The sequence below is a fragment of the Lentzea fradiae genome (genome assembly GCF_900100955.1).
In the GTDB taxonomy this organism is placed as follows: domain Bacteria; phylum Actinomycetota; class Actinomycetes; order Mycobacteriales; family Pseudonocardiaceae; genus Lentzea; species Lentzea fradiae.
On the sequence record NZ_FNCC01000011.1, the window covers coordinates 290,392 to 305,697 of the forward strand.

Annotated in this window: 17 protein-coding genes, 1 tRNA gene and 1 pseudogene; 6 read left to right on the plus strand and 13 right to left on the minus strand. The window is 71.3% G+C overall.

The genetic code is table 11. From position 1 onward, the window contains the following. Window positions 1-215 precede the first annotated feature (215 nt). Window positions 216-1,193, plus strand: coding sequence for an ABC transporter ATP-binding protein (locus BLT23_RS26905; RefSeq protein ID WP_176946934.1), 978 nt, complete (start codon window positions 216-218; stop codon window positions 1,191-1,193). Continuing rightward, window positions 1,190-2,002, plus strand: a complete 813-nt coding sequence (locus BLT23_RS26910; protein ID WP_090053653.1) for an ABC transporter permease subunit — start codon at window positions 1,190-1,192, stop codon at window positions 2,000-2,002. Before BLT23_RS26905 ends, BLT23_RS26910 begins: the two co-directional genes overlap by 4 nt. A gap of 15 nt (window positions 2,003-2,017) precedes the next feature. Here the strand turns inward: BLT23_RS26910 and BLT23_RS26915 are convergent, their stop codons facing one another. The 6 genes from BLT23_RS26915 to BLT23_RS26940 all read right to left on the minus strand — a co-directional run bounded on the left by BLT23_RS26915 (window position 2,018) and on the right by BLT23_RS26940 (window position 7,042). Beyond that, a complete protein-coding gene (locus tag BLT23_RS26915; RefSeq protein WP_245744195.1) occupies window positions 2,018-2,746 on the minus strand; it encodes an excalibur calcium-binding domain-containing protein in 729 nt (242 codons plus the stop codon). A 476-nt stretch (window positions 2,747-3,222) separates the two neighbouring features. Next, a tRNA-Ala gene (locus tag BLT23_RS26920) sits at window positions 3,223-3,295 on the minus strand. A 58-nt stretch (window positions 3,296-3,353) separates the two neighbouring features. Further along, the gene (gene sepX / locus BLT23_RS26925; RefSeq protein WP_090053658.1) at window positions 3,354-4,079 is read right to left on the minus strand and encodes a divisome protein SepX/GlpR; all 726 of its coding nucleotides are present in this window, start codon (window positions 4,077-4,079) and stop codon (window positions 3,354-3,356) included. 155 nt (window positions 4,080-4,234) lie between these two features. Beyond that, complete coding sequence (locus tag BLT23_RS26930; protein ID WP_090053661.1) at window positions 4,235-4,888, minus strand: GNAT family N-acetyltransferase; 654 nt, start codon at window positions 4,886-4,888, stop codon at window positions 4,235-4,237. A gap of 13 nt (window positions 4,889-4,901) precedes the next feature. Next, window positions 4,902-6,125 (minus strand): molybdotransferase-like divisome protein Glp, encoded by a 1,224-nt coding sequence (glp, locus tag BLT23_RS26935; RefSeq protein WP_090053664.1) that lies wholly within the window; start codon window positions 6,123-6,125, stop codon window positions 4,902-4,904. A 32-nt stretch (window positions 6,126-6,157) separates the two neighbouring features. Further along, window positions 6,158-7,042 carry a UTP--glucose-1-phosphate uridylyltransferase gene (locus BLT23_RS26940; RefSeq protein WP_090053667.1) on the minus strand — a complete coding sequence of 295 codons (885 nt, stop codon included), beginning with the start codon at window positions 7,040-7,042 and terminating at the stop codon, window positions 6,158-6,160. 38 nt (window positions 7,043-7,080) lie between these two features. On the opposite strand from BLT23_RS26940, the gene BLT23_RS26945 reads away from it, so the two are divergent. From BLT23_RS26945 to mscL, 4 genes are all read left to right on the plus strand, one after another. Beyond that, window positions 7,081-7,647: a 5-formyltetrahydrofolate cyclo-ligase gene (locus tag BLT23_RS26945; protein WP_090053669.1), complete on the plus strand. Its 567-nt coding sequence runs from the start codon at window positions 7,081-7,083 to the stop codon at window positions 7,645-7,647. Between the two features lie 94 nt (window positions 7,648-7,741). After that, on the plus strand, window positions 7,742-8,047 hold the full coding sequence (locus BLT23_RS26950) for an FmdB family zinc ribbon protein (RefSeq protein ID WP_090053672.1): 306 nt from the start codon (window positions 7,742-7,744) through the stop codon (window positions 8,045-8,047). 71 nt (window positions 8,048-8,118) lie between these two features. After that, window positions 8,119-8,685 (plus strand): SAF domain-containing protein, encoded by a 567-nt coding sequence (locus tag BLT23_RS26955; RefSeq protein WP_090053675.1) that lies wholly within the window; start codon window positions 8,119-8,121, stop codon window positions 8,683-8,685. Beyond that, window positions 8,685-9,122 (plus strand): large-conductance mechanosensitive channel protein MscL, encoded by a 438-nt coding sequence (gene mscL / locus BLT23_RS26960; RefSeq protein WP_090053679.1) that lies wholly within the window; start codon window positions 8,685-8,687, stop codon window positions 9,120-9,122. The genes BLT23_RS26955 and mscL overlap by 1 nt, the downstream gene beginning before the upstream one ends. Before the next feature lie 349 nt (window positions 9,123-9,471). Here mscL and BLT23_RS26965 read toward each other — a convergent pair whose 3' ends face one another. From BLT23_RS26965 to BLT23_RS26995, 7 genes and pseudogenes are all read right to left on the minus strand, one after another. Further along, complete coding sequence (locus BLT23_RS26965; RefSeq protein WP_090053682.1) at window positions 9,472-9,657, minus strand: hypothetical protein; 186 nt, start codon at window positions 9,655-9,657, stop codon at window positions 9,472-9,474. Beyond that, on the minus strand, window positions 9,644-10,144 hold the full coding sequence (locus tag BLT23_RS26970) for a MogA/MoaB family molybdenum cofactor biosynthesis protein (RefSeq protein ID WP_030467661.1): 501 nt from the start codon (window positions 10,142-10,144) through the stop codon (window positions 9,644-9,646). Before BLT23_RS26970 ends, BLT23_RS26965 begins: the two co-directional genes overlap by 14 nt. 4 nt (window positions 10,145-10,148) lie before the next feature. Then, window positions 10,149-11,066: pseudogene (locus tag BLT23_RS26975) on the minus strand (sensor histidine kinase); the annotation flags it as partial. Then, the gene (locus BLT23_RS26980; RefSeq protein ID WP_218133898.1) at window positions 11,041-11,718 is read right to left on the minus strand and encodes a response regulator transcription factor; all 678 of its coding nucleotides are present in this window, start codon (window positions 11,716-11,718) and stop codon (window positions 11,041-11,043) included. The gene BLT23_RS26980 and the pseudogene BLT23_RS26975, both read right to left, overlap by 26 nt. Before the next feature lie 184 nt (window positions 11,719-11,902). Further along, the gene (locus BLT23_RS26985) at window positions 11,903-13,372 is read right to left on the minus strand and encodes a S1C family serine protease (protein WP_090053886.1); all 1,470 of its coding nucleotides are present in this window, start codon (window positions 13,370-13,372) and stop codon (window positions 11,903-11,905) included. Between the two features lie 51 nt (window positions 13,373-13,423). Next, window positions 13,424-14,512: a galactose-1-phosphate uridylyltransferase gene (gene galT / locus BLT23_RS26990; protein ID WP_090053691.1), complete on the minus strand. Its 1,089-nt coding sequence runs from the start codon at window positions 14,510-14,512 to the stop codon at window positions 13,424-13,426. Beyond that, window positions 14,509-15,306 carry a DeoR/GlpR family DNA-binding transcription regulator gene (locus BLT23_RS26995; RefSeq protein WP_090053693.1) on the minus strand — a complete coding sequence of 266 codons (798 nt, stop codon included), beginning with the start codon at window positions 15,304-15,306 and terminating at the stop codon, window positions 14,509-14,511. Before BLT23_RS26995 ends, galT begins: the two co-directional genes overlap by 4 nt.

Consider the following 15,306-nt stretch of genomic DNA (forward strand, 5'->3'; position numbering starts at 1 on the left):
CTCGCCTGCGGGATGCGGGAAGGCTACCTGGGCACTCTCACTCGTCCGTGTAGTGCGGAGCGGCCTGGTGACAGAGCGGCGTCAGGCCGAGGAACAGCACCCGTGCAGGCGTCCGCCGGTGCCGATCAGCACCGGTGGAGGCGTCCTTCTCACCCTCCGATAGAGGGACGCTCGCCGAGCACCGGTTTTCCGCTCCTTCCATGCACAATGCCCGCATGACGCCGACGCCTCCGGTCCACTCCGAACACAGTGGGCCACCGGATCTCGCCGTGTCCGTCTCCGGCCTGTCGAAGCGCTTCGGCGACAGGCAGGCCGTCTCCGGGCTGACGTTCGAGGTCACCAGGGGCCGGGCGTTCGGCCTGCTGGGCCCCAACGGCTCGGGCAAGACCACGACGGTCCGGCTCCTGACCGGCCTGCTGCGCCCCGATGGCGGCGAGGTGGCGCTGTTCGGCGAGAGGCTGACCGAGGCGAGCGCCGACGGGTTGCGGGCGCGGATCGGCGTCCAGACCGACACCAGCCTGTACCCGTCGCTGAGCGCGCGGGAGAACCTGCGCGCGTGGGGTGAGCTGTACGGGCTGTCCCGCGCGACGCTGGACGTGCGGATCGACGAGGTGCTGGAGGTGCTCGGCCTATCCGAGCGGGCCGGCTCGCTGGTGGGTCAGCTCAGCAAGGGCATGCGGCAGAAGCTCGCGGTCGGACGCGCGGTGCTGCACACGCCCGAGCTGCTCTTCCTCGACGAGCCCACCGCCGGGCTCGATCCGGAGGCGGCGAACGACCTGATCGCCTACCTGACCGGGATGGTGCGGGCCGCGAACACCACGGTGATCATCTGCACGCACCAGCTGCACGGCCTCGAAACGCTCTGCGACGACATCGGCATCCTCAAGGACGGCACGCTGCTCACGGCGGGAGACGTGCCGACCCTGCTGCACCGGAAGTGGCCCGCGCAGCGCTACTCCGTCACCGTCGGGTCCGACCCCGCACGGGCGGCCGAAGTGATCTCCTCGGTCGACGGGCTGACCGCGGAGGTCGTCGCGGGCGAGGTCACGTTCTCCACCGCCGACGAGGACGCGGTGCCGGCCGCCGTCGCCGCGCTCGTCCGCCACGACGTGCCGGTGCGGGCCGTGGTGCCGCAACGGCCGACGATCGAGCAGCTCTACTTCGCCACGCTCGCGGAAGAAGGTGCGGCATGATCGACCGTCAGCGGGTCTGGGCGTTGATGCGCAAGGACTGGCTCGAGATCTCGCGCAACAAGCAGGCGATCGCACCGCTGGCGATCGTCCCGCTCCTCTTCGCCGCGATCATCCCCGCCGCCGTGATCCTCGTCGGCAACGGCGGGCTGCTGAGGACGTCGGTCAACGGGTTGCAGAGCTTCCTCGACAACCTGCCGGACGGGATCGTGCCGTCCGGCTACACCGTCGAGCAGACCGTCGTCCACACCGTGATCATCTACTTCCTGGCGCCGTTCTTCCTGCTCATCCCGGTCATGGTGGCGACCATCGTGGGCAGCTCCAGCTTCGTCGGCGAGAAGGAGCGGCGGACCGTCGAGGGCCTGCTCTACACGCCGCTGACCAACCGCGAGCTGGTGCTGGGCAAGGTGCTCGTGTCGGTCGTGCCGTCCGTGCTGGTGACCTGGGTGTCGTTCGTGGTCTACACGGTCGTCGTCAACTCGCTCGGCGCGTCCGTGATGGGCGGCCTGTTCTTCCCGACCTGGTCGTGGGTGGTGCTCGTCGTCGTGCTGGTGCCGCTGGTGTCGTTCCTGGCGACCAGCCTGATCGTGGCGGTCTCCGGCCGGTCGAAGACGATGCAGGGGGCCCAGAGCACGGCGGTCGTGATCATCCTGCCGGTGGTGGGCCTGCTGATCGGCCAGGCCACCGGCCTGATGCTCTTCGACATCACCGTCGCGCTCGTCGCCGCTCTCGTGCTGCTCGCCATCGACGTGGCCGCGTTCTTCCTCGTCGTGAAGCAGTTCCACCGGGAGCGCGTCATCACGAGCCTGTGAACCGTCCTGAGTGGACTACTCGCAGGCGACGCCGTCCTTGTCGCGGTCGAGCGCCGCCCGGTAACCGGGCTGTCCGGCGTAGATGGGCGCGGCACCGGCAGCACGGGCCGCGTCGCAGTTCGCGTAGTAGGCGCTGACCGGCGGCGCGGGAGCGGGCTGCGGCACAACGGGCTGCGGCTGCGGCTGCGGCACGACCGGCTGCGGCGGCGCGGCAACGGGTTGCGGCGCGGGCTTCACGTCGAGACCACCGCACGACGGCCCCCAGAAGCCCAGCCCCGCCTGCTTCGCGACGGCCGCCGCCTCCGCGATGGCGGTGTCGGCACCTTCGGCCGCGCGGGCGGCGCCCTGCCCGGCGGCGAGCACCGCGAAGTCACCTTCGCCGGGCAGCACCAGCCGCGCGCCGACGACCTGCACCGGCTTGCCCACCAACGTCTTCGTGGCGAACTCGACCGCCGACGAGGCCCAGCACTCACCGGGCGCGGCCAGCCCTTGCAGCACCAGGTTGACCCCGCTCGACAACACCACGGTCCGACCGTCCACAACGGACGTGACGGTGACGGGCGGCGGAGTCGTGGTGGTCGTCGTAGTGGTGGTGGTCGTCGTGGTCGTCGTGGCACTGGAGCTCGCCGAGGCGGCAAGGCCGGTGGACGACTGGCCACACCCGGCGACGACGGCCAGCGAGACCACCGCCGCACTCAGCAGCGCGGCACGGCGAAAGGTGTGAGGCAGAACGGTTTCGGTCACGAGCAGCACATCGCAAGATGCCGACGCCCGTGTTACCCGCGTCACTCCAATGGCGGATGGCGAACCCCGCGCCTCAACGGCGACACCCCCAGGACAAAGGTCACCCACGCCAGTGACCCGCCGCCAGGACGGCGCCCACAACCTGCGCCGACGCCGCCGAACTCGTCGCCGATGACCTAGATGCCGCTGCCCGTTCCGGCACAGCGCGCGACAAGCTCAGCTCGCCGGACTCCGCTATGCACAAACGTCCGAAATGGACACATACACCTCACACAGGACGCCACCACGCCGAAGGCGGATGCACGAAAGGCCAGGGCGAAGCCCGGCCCGGTTACCAGGCGGGGGTTCCGGGGCGGAGCCCGGCGGGGTCCGGGGCGGAGCCTCCGGCTGGGGTCTGGGGGCTCGGCCCCCAGAAAACACCGAGGGCCGAGAGTAGATCTGCGCTTTCTGCAGATACTCTCGGCCCTCGGAACGAGTGGAGCTGAGGGGAATCGAACCCCTGACCTTCTCGATGCGAACGAGACGCGCTACCAACTGTGCTACAGCCCCTTGCGGTGTTACGAGAGAACTATAGCAGCCCCGGAGGGGGTGTTTTCACCACCCCCTCCTACGCCCCGACGGCCCCGCGGAACCGCAGTGACTCGACGCCGTCGAGCTCGACGAAGACAGGGTCCTCATCGTCGGAGTCGACCGGGATCGTGCCCGGACGCACGGGGTGCTCGTAGCGCGGTAGCGGTGGCAGCGCGGGCTTCTCCTCGACGGCGACGACCTCGACCTGGGTGGTCTCGGCCTCCTCCGGCGACGGTTCGTCGGCCACGGCGGGAGCCGGGGTCTCCTGCTGGGGTTGCGGGCCCGTCGCGCGGCGGCGGCGGACCTGCTGCAGGCGGGCGAGGCGGCGGGCGCGGATCTCCTCCTCCATCCGCACCTGGCGGCGCAGGTAGGTGAGGTAGCCCACGACGATCAGGTCGAGCGCTCCGTGGACGTACCAGAGCGGCGTGTAGAACACGCCGGCCGCGATGCCCGTCACCAGCGCGGCGGCCAGCAGGACCGCGACGACCCGGCGGCGGAACGCGTACTTCGCCTGCGCCACGAGTGCGGCGGTCTCGGGGTCGTAGCCTCCGCGGCCGCGCCGGAACGGGCGTTCGACGTACTCCTCCTCGTCGAAGAAGGCGTCGTCGATGTCGATGTCGTGGATGTCGTCGTACTCGGCGTCGGGCATGGCGTCGTACTCCTCCCCCACGCGTGCGCCCTCCTGGCGCTTGCGGGCCAACATGGGGACGAGGACCACCAGCCAGGCCACGACCAGCGCAACGATGATCAGTGAGCTCGGCATTCCCCGTTCACCTCCCCCGACCCACGCGTGGTGCTGTCACCACGCTAGTCACAACAGTCACACCTGTGTCGGAGGCACGCCGAGTTCGGTGCGTACGAAAGTGTGGTGTATCACCCACTTTTGGGTGAGGTGATTAAGCCGCACGGCCGCACCCATCAGGGAAGACGGGCGTCTCCGCGTGCGACCAAACGGCGCACGAGACCTTCCGGGAAGTCTTCGACGGTCAGCGCGAAGCAGAGGTGGTCGCGCCACTGCCCGGCGACGTCGAGGTAGCGCTTGAAGAGTCCTTCCTCGCGGAAGCCGGACTTCGTCAGGACGCGGATCGAGGCGGCGTTCTCCGGACGGACGGTGGCTTCGAGCCGGTGCAGCCCGGCCTCGCGGAAGGCGTGGTCGGTGAGCAACGCCACAGCGGCCGTCGCGACGCCTCCGCCCGCCCGGTCGGCCGCCACCCAGTAGCCGATCCAGGCCGACTGGAGGGAGCCGCGGACGATGTTGCCCACGGTGATCTGGCCGGCCACCTCGCCGTTGACCATGATCATGAACGGCAGGGTGGTGCCACGTCTGGCCATGGAGCGCAGCGACGACCACTGGCCGGGCCAGGACCACGCCGCGTTGCGCTCGTCCCAGCCCTCCTGGGCCGTGGGCTCCCACTGCTCCAGGTAGGCGCGGTCCCGGATGCGGAGCCGCGACCAGCGGGAACCGTCGAAGAGGCGGGGTCCGCGCAGCGTGACGGTCCCCGCGCGCACCTCGACGGGCCCCAGCCTGGCCGGCCAGCCGGGGTGGCGTCCCAGATCGGCGAAAACGCTCATCCCCGGCCGCTCGTCAGCTCTTCTGGGCCAGGAAGCTGACCAGGACCTCGTCACCGGCCGCGATCTCGGTGACGTCCTCGTCGACCACGATCAGGCAGTTGGCCTCCGCCAGTGACGCGAGCAGGTGCGACCCGGACGTGCCGAGCGGCTGCACCAGGTACTCGCCGTTGTCCGCGTCGCGCAGCAGCTGGCCGCGCAGGAAGCCCCTGCGGCCCTTCGTCGACTGGACCGGCGACAGCAGGCGGGCCGACACCGCGCGGCGGTACGGGTTCTTCTTGCCGAGCGCGGCCCTGATCAGGGGCCTGACCAGCACCTCGAACACGACGAGCGCGCTCATCGGGTTCGCGGGCAGCAGGAACGTCGGCACGGCGTCCGGCCCGAGCCTGCCGAAGCCCTGCGCGGAGCCGGGGTGCATCGCGACGCGGCCGAGGTCGACGTCGCCGAGGTCGGCCAGCGCGGCCTTCACCTCGTCGCCGGTCGAGCCGCCGACGCCGCCCGCGATGACGACGATCTCGGACAGCAGCAGCCGCCCCTCGACGACCTCGCGCAGCCTGCGCGGGTCGGCGGACATGATGCCGACCCGGCTGACCTCGGCGCCCGCGTCGCGCGCCGCGGCGGCCAGCGCGTAGGAGTTCACGTCGTAGACCTGGCCCTGGCCGGGCGTGCGGTCCACGTCGACGAGCTCCTCGCCCAGCGAGATCACCGAGACGCGCGGACGCGGGTGGACGAGCACCTTGTTGCGCCCGACCGCGGCCAGCAGGCCGACCTGGGCGGCCCCGATGGACGAACCCCGCCGGACGGCCACGTCACCGGTCTGCACGTCCTCGCCGGTGCGGCGGACGAACCCGGCGGACGGCACGCCCCTGTTGACGGTCACCTTGGCCTGGTGGCCGTCGGTGTACCCGAGCGGGACGACCGCGTCGGCCAGCGTCGGCAGCGGCGCGCCCGTCGCGATGCGCACGGCCTGGCCCGGCTGGAGCCGCCGCGGCTGCCGCGACCCGGCCGGGATCTCGCCCACGACCGGCAGCTGCACGGGGTTCGCGTTCGCGCCGGACACGTCGACGCTGCGCACCGCGTACCCGTCCACGGCGGCCTGGTCGAAGCCGGGCAACGCGCGTTCCGCCACGACCTCCTCGGCGCAGAGCAGGCCCTGCGACTCCGAGATCGCCACTCGCACGGGTGCCGGCCGCACGGCGGCGGCGATCACCCTGGCGAGCTGCTCGTCCACTGACCTCATGTGATTGGTCCTCGCGCCCAGGAAGGTGTTGATCAGGAGTTGCCGAGGCGTTCCCGCAACCACTCGCGCAGATCGGGTCCGTACTCCGGGGTCTCGAGTGCGAAGTCAACCGCAGCGCGGAGGAATCCGGCGGGATTGCCGAGGTCGTGTCGTCCGCCGCGGTGCACGACGACGTGCACGGGGTGGCCCTCGTTGATCAGCAGCGCGATGGCGTCGGTGAGCTGCAGCTCGCCGCCGGCACCGGGGGTGATGCGCTTGAGGGCGTCGAAGATGGCCCGGTCGAGGAGGTAGCGGCCGGCGGCGGCGAACGTCGAGGGCGCGTCCTCCGGCTTGGGCTTCTCGACCATGCCGACGACCTGCTTGACGTCGTCGCTGCCGGTGTCGCGGACGTCGAACACGCCGTAGGCGGAGATCTGCTCGCGCGGGATGTCGAACGCCAGCAGGACGCTGCCGCCCTTCTCCTGGCGGACCTCCGCCATCTTCTTGAGCGCGCCGGTCGGCAGGATGATGTCGTCGGGCAGCAGCACCGCGACGGCCTCGTCGGCACCGGTCAGGTTGGCCTCGGCGCAGCCGACCGCGTGGCCCAGGCCGAGCGCCTGCTCCTGGATCGCCGTCTCGGCCTTGATCAGCTGGGGGGCCCGCTGGATCTTCTCCACCAGGTCGGTCTTGCCGCGGTCGGCGAGCGTCTGCTCGAGCTCGGGGTTCGAGTCGAAGTAGCTCGCGACCGACGCCTTCTCCGGCGACGTGACGATGACCAGCTTGGACGCCCCCGCCTCGGCCGCCTCCCTGGCCACGTACTCGATGGCCGGGGTGTCGACCAGTGGCAGCAACTCCTTCGGCACGGCCTTGGTCGTGGGGAGGAAACGGGTGCCCAGACCTGCCGCGGGCACGATAGCGGTGTGGAAGGCGCTGCTCATGAGCTGCGATGCTAACGACATGCCGGGGGATACCCACCATGACGTCCGATCTTCGTGACCGGAAGGCCGCGCTCCGTTCGGAGTTGCTGGCCGCCCGCAGGGCCGTGCCGCCCGAGGTCCGCGCGGCGGAGGCGGCCGCGCTGCGGGCACACGTCGCCGCCCTGGACGTCCGGCCTGATCAGACCGTGTGCGCGTTCCTGCCGGTCGGGTCGGAGCCCGGTGACGCGTCGTGGCTCGACGACCTGCGGTGCCGGGTGCTGCTGCCGGTCGTGACGGGCGACTCGCCGCTGGACTGGGCGGTCCACACCGGACCGGACGCGCTCGCGCCCGCGGCGCTGCGGCTGCTGGAGCCCACCGGTCCCCGGCTCGGCGCCTCGGCGATCGCTGGAGCTTCCCTGGTGCTCGTGCCCGCGCTCGCGGTGTCGCTGGACGGGGTGCGGCTCGGCAAGGGCAAGGGCCACTACGACAGGTCGTTGTCGCTGGTCACAGCTCCGCTGATCGCGGTGGTGCGGGATGAGGAGGTGCTGCCGTCGGTGCCCGCGGAGCCGCACGACGTGCGGATGGACGGCGTCCTGACCCCCTCCGGCGGCCTGCGCCGGCTGTGACGTTGCCCGGTGGCGTTTGCGCTCCGGGAAGGGTCTGATGGAAAATCGTGTTGGCACTCACAACGGCCGAGTGCCAGATCTAGGAGCGAACCCAGTGCCTACGTACCAGTACGCCTGCACCGCGTGTGAGCACCGGTTCGAGGCGGTGCAGTCGTTCAGCGACGCCTCCCTGACCGAGTGCCCCGAGTGCTCGGGCAAGCTGCGCAAGCTCTTCGGCGCCGTCGGTGTCGTGTTCAAGGGCAGCGGTTTCTACCGCACGGACAGCAGGTCCGGCGCGTCCAAGAGCACGTCGTCGTCCTCCACGACCTCGTCGTCGACGTCGTCGTCGGACTCGAAGCCCTCGACGTCCTCCTCGGACTCGAAGTCCTCGACGAGCACCCCGGCGGCCGCGGCGTCCTGAAGATCGCGAGTTGTCCACAACTTCGCGCCAGCCCGGTTTCCCGTGCCCTCGACAGCCCTACCGTCGAGGGCATGACCTTTTCCGCCGCCCTGTCCGGCACGCCGTCCGACCGAGTCCGCGCCCTGCTGCGCCGCCGCCCGTCCGCGCTGTGGCGCCGCTTCCTGGCCGCCGGGCTCGCGCTGCTGGCCGCGGTGACGGGCTTCTGGCCGGACGTGGGGCATCCGGTCGTCGTCGCCGCCCGTGACGTGCCGCCGGGCGTCCCGCTGACCGGTTCCGACCTCCGGCTGGCGACGTTCCCGGCCCCGGTGTCCGGTTCGTTCGCCGCCGTCTCCGACCTGGCGGGCCGGAGGTTGAACGAGGCCACCAGAGCGGGCGTCCCGGTCACGGACCTGGCCCTCGCCTCCCCCTCCGCCGACACGGCCGCGGTGGCGGTGCACCTCCCCGAGCACGGCCTCGCCGGCGTCATCCGGGTCGGCGACCACGTCGACGTGGTGTCCGGGGAGGGCGAGGTGCTGGCCGAGAACGTGCCCGTGCGGGAGGCACGCGGACGGGTGGTCCTGCTCCAGTTGCCGAGAATTCACGCGAATCGCGTGGCCGCGACATCACTGGATCTCCCGTTAGCCGTTACCCTCCGCTGATGCTGAAGGGTTTCAAAGACTTCCTGATGCGCGGAAACGTCGTCGACCTGGCTGTCGCCGTGGTCATCGGCACCGCGTTCACCGCGATCGTCACCGCGTTCACCACGAGCCTCATCAAGCCGCTCATCGCGGCTTTGGGCAGCGCCGAGACCAAGGGCCTCGGCATCCAGCTCCGCGAGGGCAAGGAGGACACGTACCTCGACTTCAGCAACGTCATCAACGCGGCGATCAACTTCCTGATCGTCGCCGCGGTCGTGTACTTCGTCCTGGTGCTCCCGATCAAGAAGATCCAGGAGCGCCGCAAGCGGGGCGAGGAGCCGGGCCCGTCGGAGCCGACGGATGTCGAGCTGCTGATCGAGATCCGCGACCTGCTGCGGGCCCAGCAGGGCGGGCAGACGCCGCCAGGGGGCACGGACGTGCGGACGCCGAAGATCTGACCGGCTCGGCCGTCTCCCGGTGACGGGCGGCGGCCGGTCCCCGGCCTCGGGCCGGGGCGGCGGGGCTCGGGTGGCTGACGGCTGCCACGCCTGTGCGCGGCAGCCGCGGTGAGCTGCTGCCTGGCGAGGGCGGCCGGTCGCCGAGAGCGGCCGGTTGGCGAACGCTGATCACCGAAGGCCGCGGGCTGCCCAAAGTTACGGGCCGCCAAGGAGCTGCCGAGAGCCGCGGCCGGACCAGCGCCGAGCAGCCTCACCCGGGCAGCCTCACCCGAGCAGCGTCACCCAGGCCCGCCCAGCGGCCAGTCGCCGCCGCGGTCCCCAGGGACGCGGTCAGGGCCCCGGAACGGGCTCAGCCGCCGTGGTGCGGGGGCCGGTTCTCGCGGTACCAGGTCTCGCGGTCGTCCGACCCGGACTCACCGCCGCGCTCGTCGGACGTCGTCTCCGGCAGCACGTCGCCGAACACCTCGGCCAGCCGGCGGCGACGCTTCGCGGCGTCGTCGCCGGCCGGCTGAGGCGGCGGGTCATTCTTCGTCAAGACCGCTCAACTGCTCGATCACGTAGGGCACCAGCGAGGACAGGGTCGCCATGCCGTCGCGGACCGCGGAGCGCGAGCCCGCGAGGTTCACGACGAGCGTGCTGCCGGAGACGCCGACGAGGCCGCGGGAGATACCCGCGTCGACCGCGCCGGCGGCCAGGCCGGAGGCCCTGAGGGCCTCGGCGATGCCGTGGATGGGGCGGTCCAGCACGCCCTGCGTGGCGTCGGGGGTGACGTCGCGCGGGGACACGCCTGTGCCTCCCACGGTGACCACCAGGTCGACGCCTCCGATGACGGCCGTGTTGAGCGCGGCCCGGATGTCGACCACCTCACCCTCGACCGCGACGGTGCCGTCGACGATGAAGCCCGCTTCCTCCAGAAGTTCGGTGACCAGGGGACCGGAGTTGTCGTCCTGCTCGCCGTGCGCCACCCGGTCGTCCACGATCACGACCAAAGCGCGGCCAAGGCGCTGCGCGCTGCGTTCCATGAGATCACCGTAGCGGGATTCGCACCTCGAAGCGGCAGCCAGGACCGTGGTTCTGGACGCCGATGCGCCCGTGGTGGGCGTCGACGAGTCCGCGCGCGATGGAAAGGCCCAGTCCCGCGCCGGACGGATTGCGCGCCGTCGTCCCGCGGAAGCCCACGTCGAACACCTGTGGCAGCACGTCATCGGGTATGCCGCCGCACCCGTCGCCCACCCGCACGACCGCGTCGGGTCCGTCCACATCGACCTGGACGGCGACGGACCCGCCCTCCGGGGTGTGACGAATGGCGTTGGACACAAGGTTGCGCACGACACGCATCAGCTCCGGTTCGGAGCCCCGCACGACCGGCCACTCACGAGCGTCGGCGCGCAGTTCGACTCCCTCGCGGGCGGCGACGGGGCGGGACGCGGCGACGACGTCGCTCACGACGTCCGCGAGGCGCACGTCGTGCAGCGTCAGGTTCAGGGCGCCCGCGGTGATGCGGGAGAGCTGGAACAGGTCGTCCACGAGCTTGGACAGGTGGTCCGCCTCCAGGGCGATCTGCTTGGCGTAGACGGCGACCTCGCCCGGTTCGGCGACGACGCCGTCCTCCAGCGCCTCGGTCATCGCGCGGATGCCCGCCAGCGGGGTGCGCAGGTCGTGGCTGATCCACGCGACCAGCTGCCGCCGCGCCGACTCGGCCTCGCGCTCCCACATGGTGCGGCGGGCGATCGCGCGGCCCAGCATGATCGAGAACGGCACGGTGACCAGACCGACCAGCACGCACGCCATGAGCGCGGCGTTCAGCATCGGCGTGAACATGAACCCGCTGACCATGAGCACGCCCGCGATGGTCGCCACGACCGGCACGATGACCATCACCGTCATCACGGTCGTGAGCGGGACGCGGCTCAGGCGCTCAAACACGGTCGTACCGGTAGCCGACGCCCCACACCGTGCTCAGCCGGCGGGGTTTCGCGGGGTCTTCCTCGATCTTCTCCCGCAACCGTCGCACGTGGACGGTCACGGTCGACTGGTCGCCGAACTGCCAGCCCCACACGCGTTCGAGCAGCTCGGCCCGGCCGAACGCCTTGCCTGCGTTGCCAATGAAGAACGCGAGCAGGTCGAACTCGCGGGTGGTGAGCTGCAACGGCCGGTCGTCGAGGGTCGCGGTGTGCGCGGCCACGTCGAGCACCAGGTCACCATCGCGCACCACGCGCGGCTCGTAGGCCCGGTGGGCCCGCCGCAGCACCGACGAGACGCGCAACGCGAGCTCGCGCGGGCTGAACGGCTTGGTGACGTAGTCGTCGGCGCCGATCTGGAGCCCGGCGATGCGGTCCTCCTCCTCGCCCAGCGCGGTCAGCATGACCACGGGCGTGCTGCCGCGTTCGCGGATGCGCCGGCACACCTCCAGGCCGTCGACGCCGGGCAGCATGAGGTCCAGCACGACGATGTCCGGTTCGTGCACGGCCACCAGCTTCAGCGCCTGCTCTCCGTCACCGGCGAGCTCGACCTCGTACCCGGCGTGTTCGAGGTAGCGGCGCACCACGTCGCGCACCGTCGTGTCGTCGTCGACGACCAGGACCCGTTCCACCACGAGACCACGCTAGGCCACCAACGGCCGTGCGGCCCCGGTCCGTCACGAGGACGTAAGAAGCGGACACGAGAAGAAGCCCGGTTCCTGTGCGCGGGGCAGGTGCTCACAGGAACCGGGCTTCTTCTCGTGGGTCGTACGCCTGGCTCGGGCGGACGGCGGTCGGCCGAGACAGGCGTCCCCCGACCTACCCCACCTCGACGCCGTCGAGGGTGGCTTCCACGGTGCTGCCGCCGGACAGCGTGATGGCGACCTTGTCACCGGGTGCCTTCGAGCGGACGGCGGCGACCAGCGTGTCCGACTCGTCGATGCGGCGGTCGTCGAACCTCGTGATCACGTCACCGGCCTTCAGACCGGCCTTCTCGGCGGCTCCGCCCGGGGTGACCTCGGTGATCCTGGCGCCCTGCTCGACCGACTCGACCTTCACGCCGAGCACCGTCTGCTTCGGCTTGCCGGTCTTCACGATCTCGTCGATCGTGCGGCGCGCCTGGTCCATCGGGATCGCGAAGCCGATGCCGACCGACCCGGCCTGGCCACCGGCCGAGTTCGGGCTGTAGATCGCGGAGTTGATGCCGACGACCTGGCCCTGCATGTTCACGAGCGGCCCACCGGAGTTGCCGGGGTTGATGGCCGCGTCGGTCTGGATGGCGTTCAGCACGGTGGCCTGCGAGTTGCGGGCATCGCCACCGGCGGACACCGGGCGGTTCAGCGAGCTGACGATGCCGGACGTGACGGTGCCGGACAGCTCGAACGGCGAGCCGATCGCGACGACGCCCTGGCCGATGCGCAGGTCACCGGAGTTGCCCAGCTGCACGACCGGCGCGTTCGAGATGTTCTCCGCCTGGATGACGGCGATGTCGGAGCTGGGGTCGCGGCCGAGGATCTTCGCGGACGCGGTCTTGCCGTCCTGGAAGACGACCTTGATGGCGCCTCCGCCGGCGGCACCCTCGATGACGTGGTTGTTCGTCACGATCTGGCCGTTGCTGGAGATCACGAAGCCCGAGCCCTCGCCGGCGCCGGTCCGCGTGACGACCTGGATCTGCACGACGGACGGCAGCAGCTTGTTCGCCACGTCCTCGACCGAGCCGGCCGGGGCGTTGCCGGTCTGCGACGCGGGGCGCGGCGTGTCGAGCGAGCTCACCACGGACGACTCGTTCGCGAAGTTGTAGCCGAGGTAGCCGCCCACGCCGCCGGAGACACCGCCGACGAGCAGCACGAGGGCGGCGGCACCGGCCACGAGCTTGCCGCGGCCCTTGGGGCGGGCGGGCACGGGTGCCGGGAAGCCGGGCGGGAGGTAGTACTGACCCGTCTGTGGCCCCGTCTGCGGCCCCTGGGCGGGCGGTTCCGCGCCGAACTGGGCGGTCGTGGCGCCGAGGCCGAACGGGTGCGGCTGGCCGGTCCCCTGCTGGGGGAACTGCGGGCCTGGCATCCGGCCCGCGTCCGGTGCCGGGGCCGGGGTGAAGGAGGCGGGCACGTCCCCGAGGCCCGCCGGGACGTTCGAGGCCCCGGCCTGGCCGGATCCCCCCTGCGAAGGATCCGGCTGGCCGGGGTCCGGCAGCGACGGGCCCTGCTCCCGTGCGCCGGAGTCTGTCTGACCGGCGCTCGACGGCACGGAGTGTGGCTGTTCCGGCTGCGCTGGCTGGTTGCTCTCGGTCATGCCCATAGTCTCGGGTGTCGTCCTGAGAGAACCCTTAAACCAGCCTGGGAGCTACTTGTGCGTTCCCCGGAGGCGTTCGGCGATCTGCTCCGGCGTCACGTCGTTGATCCACACGGCCTCGCCGGACTCGGAGCCCGCGAGGTACTTGAGCTTGTCCTTCGTCCTGAGCACCGAGAAGACCTGCAGGTGCAGCCACATCTCCTCGCGGCCCGCGTTGACCGGCGCCTGGTGCCACGCGGCGATGTAGGGCAGCGGCCGGTCGTAGAGGGCGTCCAGGCGGTGCAGGACCCGCAGGTACGTCGTGCTGAGGTCGTCGCGTTCCGCTGAGGACAGCGCGGCGAGGTCCGGCACCTGGCGGCGCGGCGCCAGCACGACCTCGACGGGCCAGCGGGCGGCTGCGGGCACGAACGCCACCCAGTGCTCGGACTGCTCCACGATCCGGGCACCGGCGCGCAGCTCGGCCTCCAGCACGTCGCCGAACAGCGGGCGGCCGTGCCGGGCGTGGTGGTCGAGCGCCGCCGAGAGCATCCGCTCGGTCTTGGGCGTCACGAACGGGTACGCGTAGATCTGGCCGTGCGGGTGCGAGAGCGTCACGCCGATCTCTTCGCCGCGGTTCTCGAACGGGAAGACCTGCTCCACGCCCGGCAGCGCCGACAGGAACGCGACCCGGTCGGCCCAGGCGTCCACGACGGTCCGCACCCGCGACGGCGACAGCTCGCCGAACGACTTCTCGTGGTCGGACGTGAAGCACACGACCTCGCAGCGCCCCCGGCCGGGAGCACGCGCGAACAGCTCCTCACCATCCACAGTGGACGGCACGTCCGGGACGTTCTGCGCCAGCGACGGGAAGCGGTTCTCGAACACGACGACGTCGTAGCCGGCCTCGGGGATCTCGGTCGGCCTGCCCGGCGTCGACGGGCACAGCGGACAGAGGTCCGCGGGCGGCTTGTAGGTGCGCGTCTGGCGATGAGCCGCCATCGCGACCCACTCGCGGGTCAACGGGTCCAGCCGCACCTCCGACATCGGCTGAGTCGCGGGGAGGTCCCGCGTGTCCACCGCGACCCGCGGCGGCGCCTCGGCGCTGTCGTCGAAGTAGATGATCTCCCGGCCGTCCGCCAGTTTTCCCGCGGTACGCCTCACGCCAGCTCCTCGCCACTTCCCGGTACGTGCGCCAACACCAACTCGCCGACCTGCTCGGAGAGGATCGCCCGTGCGTCGTCCGGCAAACCCTCGTCCGTCACCAGGACGTGCGCCTCGTCCAGGTCGGCGATCGTGGAGATGCCGACGGTTCCCCACTTCGTGTGGTCGGCGACCACGACCACGCGACCGGCCGCGTCGACGAGCGCGCGGTCGGTCTCGCTCTCGTTGAGGTTAGGGGTGGTGAAGCCGGAGCGCTCGGCCATGCCGTGCACGCCCAGGAACACCACGTCCAGGTGCAGCGAGCGCAGCGCCTGCACGGCGACCGGGCCGACCAGGGCGTCGGACGGGGTCCGCACGCCGCCGGTGAGGACCACCGTGCGGTCGGTCCGCCCGCTCTGTTGCAGCACGTCCGCCACGCGGATGGAGTTCGTCACGACCGTCAGGTCCGGGATGTCGTCGAGGAAGCGGGCCAGCGTCCACGTCGTGGTGCCCGCCGATAACCCGATGGCCGTGCCGGGCCGCACGAGGCCCGCGGCGAGTGCCGCGATCGCCTCCTTCTCGGGCAGCTGGCGGACCGACTTGGCCTCGAACCCCGGTTCGTCCGTGGAGCGCCCGACGACGGACGTGGCGCCGCCGTAGACCTTCTCGACGAGCCCGCGGGAGGCGAGCACGTCCAGGTCGCGGCGCACGGTCATGTCCGAGACGCCGAGCCTGACCACCAGGTCGCTCACGCGCACGGCGCCGGTCCGCCGGACCTCCTCCAGGATGACCGCCTGCCGTTGACGTGCCAGCAC